General features: G+C 57.7%; 15 protein-coding genes and 1 tRNA gene. 15 read left to right on the top strand and 1 reads right to left on the bottom strand.

The features are described 5' to 3' along the window. Positions 1–7: 7 nt before the first annotated feature. The 6 genes from dnaK (at position 8) to greA (ending at position 8,979) form a co-directional block, all read left to right on the top strand. Positions 8–1,933, top strand: coding sequence for a molecular chaperone DnaK (gene dnaK, locus ACESMB_RS02360; RefSeq protein WP_372970832.1), 1,926 nt, complete (start codon positions 8–10; stop codon positions 1,931–1,933). A 78-nt stretch (positions 1,934–2,011) separates the two neighbouring features. Then, positions 2,012–3,139, top strand: coding sequence for a molecular chaperone DnaJ (dnaJ, locus tag ACESMB_RS02355; protein ID WP_372927280.1), 1,128 nt, complete (start codon positions 2,012–2,014; stop codon positions 3,137–3,139). Positions 3,140–3,150: 11 nt separating this feature from the next. Then, positions 3,151–3,960: a 4-hydroxy-tetrahydrodipicolinate reductase gene (gene dapB / locus ACESMB_RS02350; RefSeq protein WP_372970831.1), complete on the top strand. Its 810-nt coding sequence runs from the start codon at positions 3,151–3,153 to the stop codon at positions 3,958–3,960. 195 nt (positions 3,961–4,155) lie between these two features. Then, positions 4,156–5,280, top strand: a complete 1,125-nt coding sequence (carA, locus tag ACESMB_RS02345) for a glutamine-hydrolyzing carbamoyl-phosphate synthase small subunit (RefSeq protein WP_372970830.1) — start codon at positions 4,156–4,158, stop codon at positions 5,278–5,280. Continuing rightward, a complete protein-coding gene (gene carB, locus ACESMB_RS02340) occupies positions 5,280–8,495 on the top strand; it encodes a carbamoyl-phosphate synthase large subunit (protein ID WP_372926444.1) in 3,216 nt (1,071 codons plus the stop codon). The genes carA and carB overlap by 1 nt, the downstream gene beginning before the upstream one ends. A gap of 4 nt (positions 8,496–8,499) precedes the next feature. Further along, positions 8,500–8,979, top strand: coding sequence for a transcription elongation factor GreA (gene greA / locus ACESMB_RS02335; RefSeq protein ID WP_372926445.1), 480 nt, complete (start codon positions 8,500–8,502; stop codon positions 8,977–8,979). An 80-nt stretch (positions 8,980–9,059) separates the two neighbouring features. Here the strand turns inward: greA and yhbY are convergent, their stop codons facing one another. After that, complete coding sequence (yhbY, locus tag ACESMB_RS02330) at positions 9,060–9,371, bottom strand: ribosome assembly RNA-binding protein YhbY (RefSeq protein WP_372926446.1); 312 nt, start codon at positions 9,369–9,371, stop codon at positions 9,060–9,062. Between the two features lie 154 nt (positions 9,372–9,525). Here yhbY and rlmE point away from each other — a divergent pair, with 154 nt between their 5' ends. From rlmE to nusA, 9 genes are all read left to right on the top strand, one after another. After that, the gene (gene rlmE / locus ACESMB_RS02325) at positions 9,526–10,146 is read left to right on the top strand and encodes a 23S rRNA (uridine(2552)-2'-O)-methyltransferase RlmE (RefSeq protein WP_372926447.1); all 621 of its coding nucleotides are present in this window, start codon (positions 9,526–9,528) and stop codon (positions 10,144–10,146) included. A gap of 155 nt (positions 10,147–10,301) precedes the next feature. After that, positions 10,302–12,245 (top strand): ATP-dependent zinc metalloprotease FtsH, encoded by a 1,944-nt coding sequence (ftsH, locus tag ACESMB_RS02320; RefSeq protein ID WP_372970829.1) that lies wholly within the window; start codon positions 10,302–10,304, stop codon positions 12,243–12,245. A gap of 93 nt (positions 12,246–12,338) precedes the next feature. After that, positions 12,339–13,172: a dihydropteroate synthase gene (gene folP / locus ACESMB_RS02315; RefSeq protein ID WP_372970828.1), complete on the top strand. Its 834-nt coding sequence runs from the start codon at positions 12,339–12,341 to the stop codon at positions 13,170–13,172. After that, positions 13,169–14,512, top strand: a complete 1,344-nt coding sequence (gene glmM, locus ACESMB_RS02310) for a phosphoglucosamine mutase (protein ID WP_372926450.1) — start codon at positions 13,169–13,171, stop codon at positions 14,510–14,512. The genes folP and glmM overlap by 4 nt, the downstream gene beginning before the upstream one ends. Before the next feature lie 75 nt (positions 14,513–14,587). Continuing rightward, entirely contained in the window at positions 14,588–15,346 is a 759-nt protein-coding gene (tpiA, locus tag ACESMB_RS02305; protein ID WP_372926451.1) for a triose-phosphate isomerase, read from the top strand. A gap of 49 nt (positions 15,347–15,395) precedes the next feature. Further along, positions 15,396–15,767, top strand: coding sequence for a preprotein translocase subunit SecG (secG, locus tag ACESMB_RS02300; protein WP_372926452.1), 372 nt, complete (start codon positions 15,396–15,398; stop codon positions 15,765–15,767). A gap of 7 nt (positions 15,768–15,774) precedes the next feature. Further along, positions 15,775–15,859: transfer RNA gene (locus ACESMB_RS02295), tRNA-Leu, on the top strand. Positions 15,860–16,191: 332 nt separating this feature from the next. Further along, positions 16,192–16,653 carry a ribosome maturation factor RimP gene (gene rimP / locus ACESMB_RS02290; protein WP_285390729.1) on the top strand — a complete coding sequence of 154 codons (462 nt, stop codon included), beginning with the start codon at positions 16,192–16,194 and terminating at the stop codon, positions 16,651–16,653. A gap of 41 nt (positions 16,654–16,694) precedes the next feature. After that, complete coding sequence (gene nusA / locus ACESMB_RS02285) at positions 16,695–18,188, top strand: transcription termination factor NusA (RefSeq protein WP_372926453.1); 1,494 nt, start codon at positions 16,695–16,697, stop codon at positions 18,186–18,188. Positions 18,189–18,195 lie beyond the last annotated feature (7 nt).

The raw sequence follows: 18,195 nt of genomic DNA, 5'->3' as shown, positions 1-18,195 counted from the left end.
TGTTTACATGAGCAAGATCATTGGTATCGACCTGGGAACCACGAACTCCTGTGTTGCCATCATGGATGGCGACAAGGTCAAGGTTATCGAGAACGCCGAGGGTGATCGCACCACCCCGTCCATCGTGGCTTACACCGAAGACGGTGAAACCCTGGTAGGTCAGTCTGCCAAGCGTCAGGCGGTCACCAACCCGAACAACACCCTGTACGCCATCAAGCGTCTGATCGGTCGTCGTTTTGAAGATGACGTGGTCCAGAAAGACATCAAGATGGTGCCCTACAAGATCACCAAGGCAGACAATGGCGATGCCTGGGTAGAAGTGAAGGGTGAGAAGATGGCGCCCCCGCAGGTGTCCGCGGAAATCATCAAGAAGATGAAGAAAACCGCTGAAGATTACCTGGGTGAGAAAGTGACCGAAGCGGTTATTACCGTGCCGGCCTACTTCAATGACAGCCAGCGTCAGGCCACCAAGGACGCCGGCAAGATTGCCGGTCTGGATGTGAAGCGCATCATCAACGAGCCGACCGCTGCAGCCCTGGCCTATGGTCTGGACAAGAAGAGCGGCGATCGTACCGTGGCTGTTTATGACCTGGGTGGTGGTACCTTCGATATCTCCATCATCGAGATTGCCGACGTGGACGGTGAGCACCAGTTCGAAGTACTGGCCACCAACGGCGACACCTTCCTCGGTGGTGAAGACTTCGACATGAAGCTGATCGAATACCTTGCTGATCAGTTCAAGAAAGACAGCGGTATCGATCTGCGCGGTGACTCGCTGGCCATGCAGCGCCTGAAGGAAGCTGCCGAGAAGGCCAAGATTGAGTTGTCCAGCAGTCAGCAGACCGACGTCAACCTGCCGTATGTAACGGCGGACGCCAGCGGTCCCAAGCATATGAACGTGAAGGTGACCCGCGCCAAGCTCGAGTCACTGGTTGAAGAGCTGGTTGAGCGCAGTCTCGCACCATGCCGCACCGCGCTGGAAGACTCCGGTGCCAAGATCGGCGAAATCGACGAGGTAATCCTGGTCGGTGGTCAGACTCGTATGCCGATGGTTCAGGAGAAGGTGAAGAACTTCTTCGGCAAGGAAGCGCGCAAAGACGTGAACCCGGACGAAGCCGTAGCCATGGGTGCAGCCATTCAGGCAGCCGTGCTTTCCGGTGATGTCAAGGATGTACTGCTTCTGGACGTAACCCCGCTGACCCTGGGTATCGAAACCATGGGTGGTGTGGCTACGCCGCTGATCGACAAGAACACCACGATCCCGACCAAGAAGTCGCAGACGTTCTCCACTGCGGATGACAACCAGACTGCCGTGACCATTCACGTAGTCCAGGGTGAGCGTAAGCAGGCGGCTCAGAACAAGTCACTGGGTCGGTTTGACCTGGCTGACATTCCGCCGGCACCCCGTGGTACGCCGCAGATCGAAGTCACTTTCGATATCGATGCCAACGGCATCCTGAACGTGTCTGCCAAAGACAAGGCGACCGGTAAGGAGCAGTCTATCGTTATCAAGGCCTCTTCCGGCCTGAATGACGACGAAATCGAGAAGATGGTCCGCGATGCAGAGGCCAACGCCGATGAAGATCGCAAGTTCGAAGAGCTGGTTCAGGCCCGTAACCAGGGTGACGCGATGGTTCACACCGTGCGCAAGACCCTGGCCGATGCTGGCGACAAGGTAACTGACAGCGAGAAGGAGTCCATTGAGGCTTCCATCAAAGAGCTGGAAGAAGCCCTGGCCGGTTCCGACAAGGACGATATCGAGGCCAAGACCCAGAAGCTGACAGAAGCATCTTCCGAGCTGGCCCAGAAGATGTATGCGGACCAGGCAGAACAGGCGCAGCAAGCCGGAGGCGAAGAGAGTGCCCAGTCCGGTAAGAGCGACGACGCCGTTGATGCCGAGTTTGAAGAAGTCAAAGACGACGACAAGCGATAAAACTTAAGACCATCAGGCAGTTGGAAAACGCGGGAGCTCTCCCGCGTTTTCCTCGTTTTACCAACAGGGTTTTAGAGCATGGCCAAGCGCGATTATTACGAGATTCTCGGGGTCGCCCGGGAAGCGGATGAAAAAGAGATCAAGCGAGCCTACCGCAAGCTTGCGATGAAGTATCATCCAGACCGCAATCCAGACGATGAGGATGCCGACCACAAATTCAGGGAAGCGAGCGAGGCGTACGAAATACTGGCGGATTCATCCAAGCGTGCGGCCTACGACCAGTTTGGCCACGCCGGCGTTGATGGCTCAGCCGGTGGCGGATTCGGAGGCGGCGGTGGCGCCAGCTTCTCCGACATCTTTGGTGATGTGTTTGGCGATATCTTTGGTGGCGGTGGTCGCGGCCGCACTACCCGCGGTGCGGACCTGCGCTACACCCTGGAACTGGATCTTGAGGAAGCTGTAAAAGGCAAAACCGTCCAGATCCGCATCCCCGGCCATACCGAATGTGAAACCTGCGATGGCAGCGGCGCGGAAAAAGGTTCCCGTCCTGAAGCCTGTGGTACCTGTAACGGCATGGGGCAGGTCCGCATGCAGCAGGGTTTCTTCACTGTCCAGCAGGCATGCCCCACCTGCCGTGGTTCCGGCAAGGTTATCAAGAACCCTTGCAAGACCTGCCATGGTGCCGGTCGCGTTCAGGAAGAGAAGACGCTGTCGGTCAAGGTGCCACCTGGCGTAGACACCGGGGATCGCATCCGTCTCTCCGGCGAAGGCGAAGTGGGCGTTGACGGTGGTCCTCCGGGCGATCTGTATGTCCAGATTGCTGTTCGCGAGCACTCCATCTTCACCCGTGATGGCCGCAATCTCTATTGCGAAGTTCCCATCAGCATCGTGGACGCCGCCCTCGGCGGTGAGCTGGAAGTGCCCACCCTCGATGGCCGCGTGAAACTGAAAATTCCACCGGAAACCCAGACCGGCAAACTGTTCCGCCTGCGGAACAAGGGCGTTAGTCCTGTTCGTGGCGGGCCCTCCGGCGACCTGTTGTGTCGGGTTGTGGTGGAGACACCGGTCAATCTCACCAAGCGTCAGAAAGAGCTTCTCGAGGAATTCCAGTCAACCCTGGATAGCGGTGGCGGCAACCAGCATGGGCCACGGAAAAGCTCCTGGTTCGAGGGTGTGAAAAATTTCTTTGACGAAATGAAATTCTGAGGGCAGGTGACATGGGCGATACAAGGGTAGCGATCATCGGCGCAGCAGGGCGCATGGGCAAGGTGCTGATTGAAGCCGTTGACGGCACCGAAGGCCTGGAGCTTTCTGCCGCCATAGTCGAACCGGGCAGCAGTCTGATCGGTGCCGATGCCGGCGAAATGACCGGCATCGGCAAAACCGGCATCAAAATGGCCGGCAGCCTGGTCGAGGTGAAAGATGATTTCGACGTACTCGTTGACTTCACCTTCCCCGACCTGACCCTGGAAAACGCCGAATTCTGCAAAGCCAACGACAAGATGATCGTTATCGGCACCACCGGCCTCACCGACGCCGAGAAAGAACAGCTCGCCCTGGCCGCCGAAAAGACCCCGATGGTCTTTGCCCCGAATATGAGCGTGGGCGTCAATGTCACCCTTAATCTGCTGCGCACCGCTGCTGCGGCCCTGGGTGACGACTACGACGTGGAGATCATCGAGGCTCACCATCGCCACAAGAAAGACGCACCTTCGGGAACCGCTCTGCGCATGGGTGAAGTGGTTGCCGATGCTCTTGGGCGCGATCTGAAAGAGTGTGCCGTATACGGTCGTGAAGGCTTTACCGGCGAACGTACCCGCAAGGAAATCGGTTTTGAAACCATCCGAGCAGGGGACGTAGTGGGTGATCACACGGTTATGTTTGCCACCGAGGGTGAGCGCATCGAGATTACCCACAAGGCCAGTAGCCGGATGACGTTTGCCAAGGGGGCGATGCGAGCAGCGTTGTGGTTGGATGGTAAGCCAGCCGGGTTGTATGACATGCAGGATGTTTTGGGGTTGAAGTAGGTTGTAATGAACATGGACACAAAGCCCCATATTTCTTACAATGACGCGGTTTAACTGCACCAAGCGTAGCTTTGACAACGCTCTATAGAAAAAGCGGGACGGAGTTCAACTCCCTCTCGCTTTTTTGCGACCTGAATTTGCGCTTGCGTTCCTGTTCGTGACGAACCTGTACGCCACTCGATGAGGATACAAGCCTTGAGTACACCAGCCATCCTTGCACTCGCAGACGGAAGCCTGTTTTACGGCACCGCCATTGGCGCTGAAGGGGAAACCAGCGGCGAAGTGGTGTTCAACACCGCCATGACCGGTTACCAGGAAATCCTGACCGACCCGTCCTACTCCCGCCAGATTGTCACTCTCACGTACCCCCACATCGGCAATACCGGTGTCAACGAAGAAGACATCGAATCCGATCGCGTCCAGGCCGCCGGCCTGATTATCCGCGACCTGCCGCTGATGGTGAGCAGCTGGCGCAGCACCGGTTCGCTGCAGGATTACCTGCGGGACAATAACATAGTAGGCATTGCTGACATCGACACCCGCCGCCTCACCCGCATCCTGCGGGATAAGGGCTCCCAGAACGGTGCCGTGGTTGCCGGCACAGACGTCACTGCAGAGAGAGCGCTGGAGCTGGCCAACGCTTTCCCGGGCCTCAAGGGCATGGACCTGGCGAAGGAAGTGACCTCAGAGAAAGCCTGGACCTGGAGCCAGAGCGAGTGGGATATCGAAAGCGGCTACGGCGAGCGCACCGAATCGAAGTTCAAAGTTGTTGCCTGGGATTATGGCGTGAAGTTCAACATTCTGCGCATGCTGGCGGGCCGTGGCTGCGATATCACCGTAGTGCCCGCCCGGACGCCCGCATCGGAAGTGCTGGCGATGAACCCGGATGGTATTTTTCTTTCCAACGGCCCCGGCGATCCGGAACCCTGCGACTATGCCATCAAGGCCATCCGCGAAGTGCTGGAAACCGAAATACCGGTGTTCGGCATCTGCCTGGGTCATCAGTTGCTGGCTCTGGCCAGTGGTGCGAAGTCCGTCAAGATGGGCCACGGCCACCACGGAGCCAACCATCCTGTCCAGAACCTCAAGGACGGCACGGTGATGATTACCAGCCAGAACCACGGGTTTGCGGTGGATGAAGCCAGCCTGCCGGACAATCTGGAGGCTACCCATAAGTCCCTGTTTGATGATTCCCTGCAGGGTATTCGCCGCACCGACAAGCCGGCCTTCAGTTTCCAGGGGCATCCGGAAGCCAGCCCCGGACCCCACGATGTGGCGCCGCTGTTTGATGAATTTATTCGCCTGATGGAGGCACGTTGATGCCAAAGCGTACCGACATTAAAAGCATTCTGATCCTTGGCGCCGGCCCCATTGTGATCGGTCAGGCGTGCGAGTTTGACTACTCCGGAGCCCAGGCCTGCAAGGCCCTGCGGGAAGAGGGGTACCGGGTTATCCTGGTCAACTCAAACCCGGCTACCATTATGACGGACCCGGTCATGGCCGATGCCACCTACATCGAGCCGATTACCTGGAAAACTGTCGAGAAGATCATCGAGAAAGAGAAGCCGGATGCGCTACTGCCCACCATGGGCGGCCAGACCGCGCTGAACTGCGCGCTCGATCTGGAGAGACACGGCATCCTGGAAAAGCACGGCGTGGAAATGATCGGTGCCAACGCCGATACCATCGACAAGGCTGAGGACCGTGACCGCTTCGACAAGGCCATGAAGAAGATCGGCCTTGAGTGCCCCCGCGCCACCATCGCCCACTCCATGGCCGAAGCCTGGGAAGTGGCCGACGACATCGGGTTCCCCTGCATCATCCGCCCGTCGTTTACCATGGGCGGCTCCGGTGGCGGTATTGCCTATAACCGCGACGAATTCGAGGAAATCTGTACCCGTGGCCTGGATCTGTCTCCTACCAACGAGCTGCTCATTGATGAGTCCCTGATCGGCTGGAAAGAGTACGAGATGGAAGTTGTTCGCGACAAGAATGACAACTGCATCATCGTCTGCGCCATTGAGAACTTCGACGCCATGGGCGTGCACACCGGCGACTCCATTACCGTGGCTCCGGCCCAGACCCTCACCGATAAGGAATACCAGATCATGCGGAACGCCTCACTGGCGGTGCTGCGTGAGATCGGTGTGGAAACCGGCGGCTCCAACGTGCAGTTCGGTGTCAATCCGGATACCGGCCGTGTTGTGGTTATCGAAATGAACCCGCGGGTATCCCGTTCCTCGGCCCTGGCCTCCAAGGCAACGGGTTTTCCCATCGCCAAGGTGGCGGCCAAACTGGCGGTAGGCTATACCCTCGATGAACTGCGCAACGAAATTACCGGTGGTGTTACCCCGGCCTCGTTCGAGCCCAGCATCGACTACGTGGTTACCAAGATCCCGCGCTTTACCTTCGAAAAGTTCCCTCAGGCGGATGCCCGGCTAACCACCCAGATGAAATCCGTGGGTGAGGTGATGGCCATTGGCCGTACCTTCCAGGAGTCTCTGCAGAAAGCCATGCGTGGCCTGGAAGTGGGGTCTGATGGCTTTGAAGAGAAGGTGGATCTGACCACCACCGACGGCCAGGAAACCCTTACCCAGGAGCTGAATGTGCCGGGCGCCGAGCGCCTGTGGTACATTGGCGATGCCTTCCGCGCCGGCATGTCCGTGGATGATGTGTTCCGTAACACCCACGTGGACCCCTGGTACCTGGTGCAGATCGAAGACCTGATCAAAGAGGAGAATACCCTCAAGTCTGCCGGTATGGCCGATATTGACCGGAACACCATGTTCCGCCTCAAGCGCAAGGGTTTCTCCGACGCCCGTCTGGCGAGGCTGCTGGGTATCTCGGAAGTCAGTCTGCGCAAGCTGCGCCACGATCTGAATATCCGTCCGGTTTACAAGCGGGTAGACACCTGTGCGGCTGAGTTTGCTTCCTCCACGGCCTACATGTACTCATCCTATGAGGAAGAGTGCGAGGCGGACGCCTCTGACCGCGAGAAGATCGTGGTTATCGGTGGCGGCCCCAACCGCATCGGCCAGGGGATCGAGTTTGATTACTGCTGTGTTCATGCCGCCCTCGCCATGCGCGACGATGGCTATGAAACCATCATGATCAACTGCAACCCGGAAACGGTTTCCACCGACTACGACACTTCCGATCGTCTGTACTTCGAGCCGATTACCCTGGAAGACGTACTCGAGATCATCAACGTCGAAAAGCCCAGGGGTGTGATTGTCCAGTACGGCGGCCAGACCCCGCTGAAACTGGCCCGCGGCCTGGAAGCGGCCGGCGTACCCATTATCGGTACCAGCCCGGACGCCATTGACCGTGCCGAAGACCGCGAGCGTTTCCAGCAGATGATCGGCCGTCTTGGCCTGATTCAGCCTGAAAATGCCACCGTTCGCAGCCACGAAGAAGGTATTCTGGCAGCCCGGGAAATTGGCTATCCGCTGGTGGTCCGCCCGTCCTACGTACTGGGTGGCAGGGCCATGGAGATTGTCTACGACGAGGAGGAACTGGTCCGCTATATGCGCAATGCGGTGCTGGTTTCCAACGACAGCCCGGTATTGCTGGACCACTTCCTCAATGCTGCCATTGAGGTGGATATTGATGCCATCAGTGACGGCAAGGATGTGGTTATTGGCGGAATCATGCAGCACATTGAGCAGGCCGGCGTGCACTCCGGTGACTCCGCGTGCTCACTGCCACCTTACACGCTGCCGAAAAACGTGCAGGATGAAATGCGCGAAGCCGTGCGCAAGATGGCGATCGAGCTGGATGTTATCGGACTGATGAACGTTCAGTTGGCCTGGCAGGACGGCCGGATTTACGTGATTGAGGTAAATCCCCGGGCGTCCCGTACGGTTCCGTTTGTTTCCAAGGCTATCGGTGTGTCCCTGGCAAAGGTGGCGGCACGGGTCATGGCTGGCAAATCGCTGGCAGAGCAGGGGTTCACCCGGGAGATTGTGCCAACCCATTATTCCGTCAAGGAGTCGGTGTTCCCGTTCAACAAGTTCCCGGCGGTGGATCCGATCCTGGGGCCGGAAATGAAGTCCACCGGTGAGGTGATGGGCATCGGCGACAGCTTCGACGAGGCTTTTGCCAAGGCGGCCCTCGCTTCTGGTGAGCGTCTGCCGGTCCAGGGCACGGCGTTCATGTCAGTCCGCGATGTCGACAAGCCCGGCGCTGCCAAAGTAGCCCAGGATCTGGTCGACGCCGGTTTCAAGGTTATTGCTACCACCGGCACTGCCAGGGCCCTGAAAGAAGCGGGCATCACGGTTGACCGGGTAAACAAGGTTCGGGAAGGTCGTCCGCACATTGTGGACGCCATCAAGAATGGTCAGGTTCAGCTGATCATCAACACTACCGAAGGACGTAAGGCGATTTCCGATTCGGCACAGATTCGCCAGTCGGCCTTGCAGTCCAAGGTAACCTACACAACGACACTGGCGGGCGGCGAAGCATTCTGTCGGGCGATCAAGTTCGGCCCTGAGCGCACTGTACGCCGCCTTCAGGATCTCCACGCAGGAACGTAAGACTATGGCTGACAGAGTACCCATGACAAAGGCGGGCGAAACCCGCCTGCGCGAGGAGCTTCAGAAACTGAAGTCCGAAGATCGTCCCCGGGTGATCGCGGCTATTTCCGACGCCCGAGAACACGGCGATCTGAAAGAGAATGCGGAATATCATGCCGCCCGGGAGCAGCAGAGCTTCATCGAGGGCCGCATACAGGAAATCGAGGGCAAGCTGTCCGCGGCACAGGTCATCGATGTCAACACCATCGAGAACACCGGCAAGGTGATATTTGGTACCACTGTGCGCCTGCTAAACGTTGATACCGAAGAGCAGGTCACTTACCAGATTGTCGGTGAAGACGAGGCGGACATCAAGGCTGGCAAGCTGTCGATTTCTTCGCCCATTGCCCGGGCACTGGTTGGCAAGAGCGAGGGTGATGTGGTTGCAATCCGGGTGCCGTCGGGCACCGTCGAGTATGAAATCGAGCAGGTAGACCACATCTGAGGCGCAGCCTGCCCCGCATAAAAAGCCGGCAGGGATTTACCTGCCGGCTTTTTGCTTTTCATGCCTGTCCGGCCAGAGGATCAGTGCTTCTGGCGCAGCAGGTTGGAGAGCTTCGGGTTGGGCTTTTTAGCCCGGCGCATGATCACGGCGATCTTGCCGATGGTCTGAACCAGTTCGGCGCCTGACGCCTCGCACAGTGCGGCTACTGCTTCCTGGCGGGCTTCGCGATCCTGGCTTGCCACCTTGACCTTGATCAGCTCGTGGTCGTTCAGAGCGCGCTCAAGCTCTTCCTGAAGCCCTTCGGTCAGGCCCTTGTCGCCAACAATGATGACCGGCTTCAGGTTGTGGGCGATGCCCCGGTATTCCCGGCGCTGTTCTGGCGAAAGACTCATTATGTAATCTCTTTATGGATGCTATTAACAAAAGGTCAGCGGCGAAACGACTGACGATTCCGTATAATTGCGGGATTGTAACAGATCCTTTGGCCGGTGAAATGGCAGTTACCACGTATCCCGGCCTGATGCGTAACGTTTACTGGAGGTAGGTTTGGCCCGTTCGAAAACCAGCGATCGCTGGCTGAAGGAACATTTCGACGACGTCTGGGTCAAAAAGTCCCGTGAAGACGGTTATCGCTCCCGAGCCAGCTATAAGCTGATTGAGCTTGACGAGAAAGATCGGCTGTTCCGGCCTGGCCAGGTTGTTGTGGATCTGGGGGCGGCTCCTGGTGGCTGGTCCCAGGTGGCTGTCGAGCGGGTTGGCGACAAGGGCGTGGTTGTTGCCAGCGACATTCTGGACATGAGCCCGATCGCTGGCGTGGAGTTCGTTCAGGGGGATTTTACCGAGCAGTCGGCGCTGGATGAATTGCTGGAATTACTGGGTGATCGACGGGCCGATGTTGTAATTTCAGATATGGCACCCAACATGAGTGGTATGGCGGCAGTGGATATTCCCAACGCCATGGGCCTGGTGGAGCTGGCGCTGGATATGGCGCAGCAGGTATTGAAGCCGGGTGGCGTATTTGTCGCAAAGGTGTTTCAGGGAGAGGGTTTCGACGCCCTGCTGGCCGAGATGCGAACAAGTTTTGGCACCGTTGTCAGCAGGAAGCCTGACTCCTCCCGGGCAAGATCGAGGGAGATATATCAGGTGTGCAAGGGATTTAAGGGCTGACCCGCCCGCAGGTCGGAAGTGGTCGTGGGGATTGACGTCCCGGCAGTGGCCGATACGAATGGGCCGAATCTGGTGGACGGGCGTACAATTGGTGTAAGGTGTCAGAAAAGGCTTTCTCCTGACGGGGAGATCCTTCAATTCACAGGTGATGATCCTTGAACGATATGGCAAAAAATCTGGTTCTATGGCTAATTATAGCCGCCGTACTGCTGATGGTGTTTCAGAATTTCACTCCCACCACCAGCGGCCAACAGGTCAATTATTCGCAGTTCGTGGAAATGGTCCAGGACGGGCGGGTCCGTCAGGTAACCATTGACGGTCAGGAGGTTCAGGGTACCCGTGGTGACGGCTCCCAGTTCCAGACAATCAGGCCCCAGCTATCCGACGACAAGCTGATGGACGATCTGCTGGCAAACCAAGTGGAAGTCATTGGTAAGGAGCCGGAGCGTCAAAGTCTCTGGACTCAGCTACTGGTGGCAGCCTTCCCGATCCTGATTATCATCGCGCTGTTCGTGTTCTTCATGCGACAGATGCAAGGTGGTGGCGGTGGCAAAGGGCCGATGTCCTTTGGCAAGAGCAAGGCCCGCCTGATGAGTGAGGATCAGATCAAGACCACCTTTGGCGATGTGGCCGGTGTGGATGAGGCCAAGGAAGACGTGAAAGAGCTGGTGGATTTCCTGCGGGATCCCAGCAAGTTCCAGCGTCTTGGTGGTAGCATTCCCAAGGGCGTTCTTATGGTGGGTCAGCCGGGTACCGGTAAGACTCTCCTCGCCAAGGCGATTGCCGGCGAGGCCAAAGTGCCGTTCTTCTCGATTTCCGGTTCCGACTTCGTGGAAATGTTCGTGGGTGTGGGCGCGTCCCGTGTCCGTGACATGTTCGAACAGGCGAAGAAGCAGAGCCCCTGTATCATTTTCATCGACGAGATCGATGCGGTCGGTCGCCATCGCGGTGCCGGTATGGGTGGTGGCCACGACGAGCGTGAGCAAACCCTGAACCAGCTGCTGGTGGAAATGGACGGCTTTGAGGGCAACGAGGGCGTTATCGTGATCGCCGCTACTAACCGTCCGGACGTACTGGATCCGGCGCTACTTCGCCCGGGTCGCTTCGACCGCCAGGTGGTGGTCGGGCTGCCGGACATCATCGGCCGGGAGCAGATCCTCAAGGTGCACATGAAGAAAGTGCCCCTGGCGGATGGCGTGGAGCCACAGTTGATTGCCCGTGGTACGCCCGGCTTCTCGGGTGCCGATCTGGCCAACCTGGTGAATGAGGCGGCGCTGTTTGCCGCCCGTCGCAACCAGCGCCTGGTATCCATGGAAGAGTTCGAGCTCGCCAAAGACAAGATCATGATGGGCGCCGAGCGCAAATCCATGGTCATGAGCGAGAAAGAAAAGCGTAATACGGCATATCACGAGTCCGGTCACGCCATTGTCGGCCGCCTGATGCCTGAGCACGATCCGGTCTACAAGGTAAGTATCATTCCCCGGGGTAGGGCCCTGGGTGTCACCATGTTCCTCCCGGAGGAAGACAAGTACAGTCACAGCAAGCGATTCCTGATCAGCTCCATCTGTAGTCTGTTTGGTGGTCGTATCGCTGAAGAGCTGACCCTTGGTTTCGATGGTGTCACCACGGGTGCCTCCAACGATATCGAGCGGGCAACCAGCCTGGCACGTAACATGGTCACCCGTTGGGGTCTGTCCGAGAAGCTTGGCCCGCTACAGTACGATACTGACAGTGAAGAGCCCTTCCTCGGTCGCTCGGCCGGTCAGGCGCAGACTGTGTACTCTCCGGAGACGGCGCAGCGCATTGACGAGGAGGTTCGCAACATCATCGACAGCTGCTACGAAAAGGCACGTCAGCTGCTGATTGATAATCGCGAAAAGCTCGACCTGATGGCCGACGCCCTGATGAAGTACGAAACCATTGATCGCCATATGATTGATGACATCATGGAAGGTCGCGAGCCGCGCCCGCCAAAGGGCTGGGGCGATAGCGGTCCGTCTGGCGGCGTACCGGCAGACGAGCCGGAGCAGGAGCCTGCCCCCAAAGCTTCCGACGACGGCCGTCAGCCAGGTGTTGGCCGCCCGGCCGGTGAGCACTGACCCGGTGTAGCACCGCGTCGGAGATCACGAACTCATTTACGCCGCCCCGGCCGGGGCGGCGTTTGTTTTTGCAGGTTGCATTGAAGGTCGCTTATGCAAATGAACTTCGCTGGCCGAATGCTGGATATGTCTGACTGCCACGTGATGGGCATACTCAATGTCACGCCGGATTCCTTTTCCGATGGCGGTCGCTTCAATCAGGTGGATGCGGCTCTTGCCCAGGCCCGTGAAATGGCCGCGGATGGCGCGGTCTTTATCGATGTCGGCGGAGAGTCCACGCGGCCGGGTGCAACCCCTGTGGCTGTCGAACAAGAGTTGGAGCGGGTTTGCCCTGTGGTAGAAGCCATTACACGGGAACTGGACGTTATTGTGTCGGTGGATACCAGCTCACCGCAGGTAATGGCTGAGGTGACAAAGCTCGGCGCTGGTATGATCAACGACGTCAGGGCACTGCAACGGAATGGGGCGCCCGAGGAAGCCGCAAGGGCAGATATTCCGGTATGTGTGATGCATATTCAGGGTGAGCCGGATACCATGCAGAACGATCCTCGCTATCGCAATGTCCGGCGGGAAGTCAGTTCGTTCCTGACCGAGCGCATGCGGATCATTGAAAAGGCCGGGGTTCGCCCGGAAAATATCCTCTTGGATCCGGGCTTTGGCTTCGGCAAATCAGCCCGGCATAATTTGCAGTTACTGGCTTCGCTGGAGCAGTTACAATTACTGGGGCATCCGGTTCTGGTGGGCATTTCCCGCAAGAGTATGCTGGGCCATATTACCGGCCGTGAGGTCAGCGAGCGCTTGCCCGCGAGCCTCGCTGCCGCGACAATATCTGCAATGAAGGGCGCGTCGATTATTCGTGTCCACGATGTCAGGGAAACAGTAGATGCCGTTAAAGTAGTAATGGCAATGGAGGAAGCTGGGCGATGAGTGACAGAAAATACTTCGGCACGGATGGCATCCGGGGCCGGGTAGGCGAGTACCCGATCACGCCGGAATTCATGCTGCATCTGGGCTGGGCAGCGGGACAGGCGTTCAAACGTGCAGGCCAGCGCAACAGTGTGCTGATCGGTAAGGACACCCGTCTGTCGGGTTATATGTTTGAGTCAGCCCTCGAGTCGGGCCTGTCAGCGGCAGGGGTGGATGTAAAGCTGCTGGGCCCAATGCCCACGCCCGCTATCGCCTACCTGACCCGCACATTCCGGGCTTCCGCGGGGATTGTGATCAGTGCTTCCCATAACCCGCACCACGACAACGGCATCAAGTTTTTTTCACCCGAAGGGACCAAGCTGGACGATGCACTGGAGTCAGAGATCGAGCGCTGGCTGGATCGGCCCATTGAGGTTTGCGATGCCAAGGAGTTGGGCAAGGCCTTCCGGGTGGATGATGCCCCGGGGCGCTATGTGGAGTTTTGTAAAAGCACGGTGCCCAATGAGTTTTCCCTGGATGGACTGCACATTGTTCTGGATTGTGCCCATGGCGCGACCTATCACGTGGCTCCCAAAGTTTTCCGTGAGTTGGGTGCGAAGATTTCGGTGGTTGGCGGTGACCCGGACGGTCTGAACATTAATCTCAAGGTCGGGTCGACGTATCTGGATACCCTGAGTAAGGCCGTCCTGGAAAAACAGGCAGATCTGGGGATCGCCTTTGATGGTGACGGTGACCGGGTATTGATGGTGGATGCCGACGGCTCGGAGGTCGATGGTGATGAGCTACTGTACGTGATTGCGACCCAGCGTCACGCTGCCGGTACGCTCAAGGGTGGCGTCGTTGGCACGCTGATGACCAATCTGGGTGTCGAACTGGCTCTCAGGGAGCAGGGTATCGATTTCGAGCGCGCCAAAGTCGGCGATCGTTACGTCACGGAAAGGCTGATCGAAAGGGGGTGGCTTCTGGGTGGCGAAGGATCCGGTCACATGGTGATCCGCGACTGCACCAGCACGGGTGATGCTATCGTGTCTGCCTTGCAGGTACTCCTGGCTATCAGTCGTTCAGGCAGTTCGCTGGCGGACCTGCGGAGAGGTATGAGCAAGCTGCCTCAGAAGATGATCAATGTAAGGGTCGACAAGCGCTTTGATCCCCTTGGGCGTGAGGATATTGTCAGCGCGGTTGCGTCAGCCGAAGCCAGGCTTGGCGGTGGTGGCCGGGTGCTGCTGCGGGCCTCGGGTACCGAGCCCCTGATACGGGTCATGACGGAAGGGCAGGATGAGTCGGAAATTGTCAGGATTGCCGAGGAACTTGCTGTTGTTGTGGAGAATTCCCGGTCATGATTTTGTGTCTGGCGGCAGTTGTCTGCTGTAAAAGACTGCTGTATAGTTCGCCCTCCCTTGAATCAGGGGTTTTTTATGCGCCGTAAGATCGTCGCCGGAAACTGGAAAATGAACGGGTCGAAAGACCTTGTGGACAGGCTGGTTGGCCAAGTCCGGTCAGAGCTGGCATCGCCTGGCAATGGTGTGGAGATTGTTATTATTCCTCCTGCCCTGTTTGTCGGCGATGTTGTTCGGCGGGCCGATGGGGAAATCGCCGTTGGTGTCCAGAATGTTGCCTGCTGGGATTCAGGCGCCTACACCGGTGAAATTTCCGCGGTAATGGCCAGGGACAGCGGAAGCGCATGTGCGCTGGTAGGTCATTCTGAACGCAGGCAGTTGTTCGGTGAAACCGACGAGCAGGTGGCGGTCAAGGTTGGCAAGGTATTGGCTTCAGGGCTGGACGCGATTATTTGTGTCGGTGAGACTCTGGAGGAGCGTGAGGCGGGCAAGGCCGAGGATGTCGTTTCGTCTCAGGTTCGCAAGGCTGTTTCGGAAGTGAGTGCCGGGCAGTGGCAACAGGTTGTAATTGCCTATGAGCCAGTCTGGGCCATAGGAACCGGTAAAACCGCCACCGCAGAAGATGCCCAGGCAATGCATGCCGCTATTCGTGCCGTATTGGCGGCCTTCGGGGCTCCGTCAGAGGAAATATCCCTACTTTACGGCGGCAGTGTAAAAGCGGATAATGCTGCCGCACTTTTTGCTCAGCCGGATGTCGACGGTGGGCTGATTGGCGGCGCATCGCTAAGTGCAAAAGATTTTGTGAGTATTTGCCAGGCCATGCCGGGCAAATCCTGAAAGGTAAAGATTCGCTAAAGCCATTAGCACGAGTCATTAGAGAGACATTATGGATTGGGTCGAAACACTGGTTGTCGTTCTCCACGTGGTCATCGCGGTGGCACTGGTGGGTCTGGTGCTTATCCAGCATGGTAAGGGTGCAAATGCTGGCGCTGCTTTTGGTGGCGGTGCATCCCAGACAGTATTCGGCAGCGAAGGCAGTTCCAGTTTCCTGGTTCGCGCAACGACGCTGCTTGCCGTCGTATTCTTTGTAACAAGTTTTTCGCTGGCTGTATTTGCCAAGAACCGTGCCGAAGTGGCAGGCGAGGCAGGCATTCCTGTGGTGCAGGAATCCCGCTCGGACGCCGGGCAGGCTGAAGGTGAGGCAGCAGAAGGCGAAGCCGGGCGCGGGGATGACAATGAGCTCCCCGAGCTCGAGTAAGAGTGTTGCCCGGGTGGTGAAACTGGTAGACACGCTATCTTGAGGGGGTAGTGGCGAAAGCCGTGCCGGTTCGAGTCCGGCCCCGGGCACCATATAGAAGAAAAGCGGCTTGGAATTACCAGGCCGTTTTTTTTGGTCAGTCCTTGACCAGTAAGGCCGGCGTCTCTATACTCCGGCGAATGTTGGAGCGGGCTCCGGGCACTGATTGCCTCGCCGGTTCCAGACAGGCCAGGTGTCTGTCTGCAGGGGAGTTTTCAGTTTGTGGTTATCCTCTGCGAGTTCTTGCAACAAAGAGCCCCACTTTTTAGGGGCTTTTTGATTAAGGGGCCTGGCGCATCAGGCCCTGGTGCATAAAAAGGGCTGATCAACAGCCCTTTTTTTGTTTTTGGGGTCGGAAAAAACGCGTAATGGAGACAGAATAACCTTGTCAGCCAAGTTGAAGCAGCTGGAAGAAATACTCAGGCCGATCGTGGAAGGCTTGGGCTACGAATTCTGGGGCATTGAATTTCGGTCTCAGGGACACCATTCCCTGTTGAGAATTTTTATTGACGATGCCGAGAACGGTATCGGCATTGAAGACTGTGAAAAAGTCAGTCGCCAGGCGAGCGGCGTGATGGATGTGGAAGACCCCATCCAGACAGAATATACCCTGGAGGTTTCGTCTCCGGGCATGGATCGGCCGTTGTTCCGACTGGAGCAGTATGAGGCATTCGCCGGCCATCAGGTCCAGATCAAATTGCGCATGGCATTCGAGGGGCGTCGCAAGTTTCAGGGCCTGATCAAGGGTGTTGAAGGCGAGGACGTTGTCGTGGTTGTTGATGACCATGAGTATCTGCTGCCATTCGATAGCATCGAGAAAGCCAACATCGTTCCAGTATTTGAATAAGTCAGTGGACGCAAAGTTTATTTTAAGGGCAGGGCAATCCAATGAGTAAAGAGATCTTGCTGGTGGTTGAATCCGTCTCGAACGAAAAAGGTGTCGAGAAGGACGTGATCTTTGAAGCAATCGAGCTGGCACTCGCCACCGCTGCCAAGAAACGTTACGACGACGAGGAAGCGGATATCCGTGTTTCCATCGATCGCCGCACCGGCGAATATGAAACTTTCCGCCGCTGGCTGGTGGTTGATAATGATGCCGTCCCTGCGCTTGGTACCGAGCTGACCATGCAGGAAGCCGAGGAAATTGACGAGAATCTGCGGCCGGGCGACATCCATGAGGAGAAAGTAGAGTCTGTTTCCTTCGGGCGCATCGGCGCCCAGGCGGCCAAGCAGATTATTTTCCAGAAGGTTCGTGAAGCCGAGCGCACCAAGATTGTCGACAGCTATCGTGACCGGGTAGGTGAGCTGGTATCCGGCACCGTAAAGAAAGTGACCCGGGACAACGTCATCGTGGATCTTGGCGCCAATGCCGAAGCCCTGCTGCCCCGTGAACATCTGATCCCCCGCGAGACATTCCGCATGGGTGACCGGGTTCGTTCGCTGCTGCAGGAAATCCGCACCGATCACCGCGGTCCGCAACTGATTCTGAGCCGTACCGATCCGCAGATGCTGATTGAGCTGTTCCGTATCGAGGTTCCGGAAATTGCCGAGGAGCTGATTGAGATCCGCGGAGCCGCCAGGGACCCTGGTTCCCGCGCCAAGATCGCTGTCAAGACCAATGACCGCCGCATTGATCCGGTGGGTGCCTGTGTCGGCATGCGCGGTTCACGCGTGCAGGCGGTATCCAATGAGCTGGGTGGCGAGCGCGTTGATATCGTGCTCTGGGACGACAACCCCGCGCAGCTGGTCATTAATGCCATGGCGCCTGCGGAAGTGGCTTCCATCGTGATGGATGAAGATCGTCACACCATGGAAGTGGCAGTCGCCGAGGATAATCTGGCGCAGGCTATCGGCCGCAACGGGCAGAACGTGCGCCTGGCAACCGAACTGACCGGCTGGACACTGAACGTGATGACCGAGGAAGAAGCCGGTCAGCGTCAGGAACAGGAATACAACAGTTTGCTGGAGCACTTTACCGGCAACCTGGACGTGGACGAGGAATTTGCCGGAGTACTCATCGAGGAAGGATTTACCTCCATCGAGGAGGTGGCGTACATCCCTATGGAGGAGATGCTCGCTATCGAAGGCTTCGACGAAGAGACCGTCACGGAATTGCGTCGCCGTGCCAAGGATGCCCTGTTGAACCAGGCCCTGGCCAGTGAAGAGGCGCTTGAGGGCGCGGAGCCCGCAGAAGATCTTCTCGCAATGGACGGTATGGACCGCGGCCTGGCATTCAAGCTGGCCGGCATGGGTATCCGTACCATGGAAGATCTTGCCGAGCAGTCAGTTGATGATCTGCTCGACATTGAAGGTATGGAAGAAGAGCGTGCCGGCCAGTTGATTATGGCTGCACGCGCCCCCTGGTTTGAAGACCAGGCTTAATCGGGAG

It is taken from the genome of Marinobacter sp. (assembly GCF_041686475.1).
Taxonomy (GTDB): Bacteria; Pseudomonadota; Gammaproteobacteria; order Pseudomonadales; family Oleiphilaceae; genus Marinobacter.
Note: the sequence above shows the minus strand (reverse complement) of the source record. Positions and strands in the feature narration are given on the sequence as shown.